Origin of the sequence: Lysinibacillus fusiformis, assembly GCF_003049525.1 — a bacterium.
Taxonomy (GTDB): Bacteria; Bacillota; Bacilli; order Bacillales_A; family Planococcaceae; genus Lysinibacillus; species Lysinibacillus fusiformis.
In genome coordinates, this window is sequence record NZ_PYWL01000044.1 from 1 (window position 1) to 441 (window position 441).

At 42.0% G+C, this 441-nt stretch carries 1 protein-coding gene; it reads left to right on the top strand.

The window, feature by feature from the left end:
* Positions 1-193: AMP-binding enzyme (locus tag C9J29_RS24010; protein WP_419690815.1), on the top strand; the 193-nt coding region annotated here is incomplete at its 5' end.
* Positions 194-441 lie beyond the last annotated feature (248 nt).

A 441-nucleotide genomic window follows, 5' to 3' on the forward strand; every position in this document is an offset into this window, starting at 1 on the left:
ATTTGTCGTTAAGAAAAATTCAAATATCACCGAGCAGGATTTAGATGAGTATATTTTAAACGGAGATAGTTTAGCTCGATACAAGCGTCCACGGAAGTATATTTTCTGTGAAGCACTGCCGCGAAATGCAAGTGGAAAAATTCAAAAATTCGTCCTGCGTAAACAGCTAGAAGAATTGTTTACACAAGGATGATAAAGAAAGGCTGCCGAGCATGTATCGGCAGCTTTTTTTATAGGCAGGCATCTTAGGGGAAGTTTTGCCCGTTCTCGGCTGAAAAAGCGGGTGTACGGTAAAAACTAGGGAATCGTTCTTCCCGCGGAAGCAGGATAAGTGGAGTCAAGGTAAAAACTGAGTTATAGTTTTGCCCGTACACGTGTGAAAAGTGGAGTACGGTAAAAACTTGAGACTAGTTTTTACCGTGGAAGCAGGAATCTCGAAGG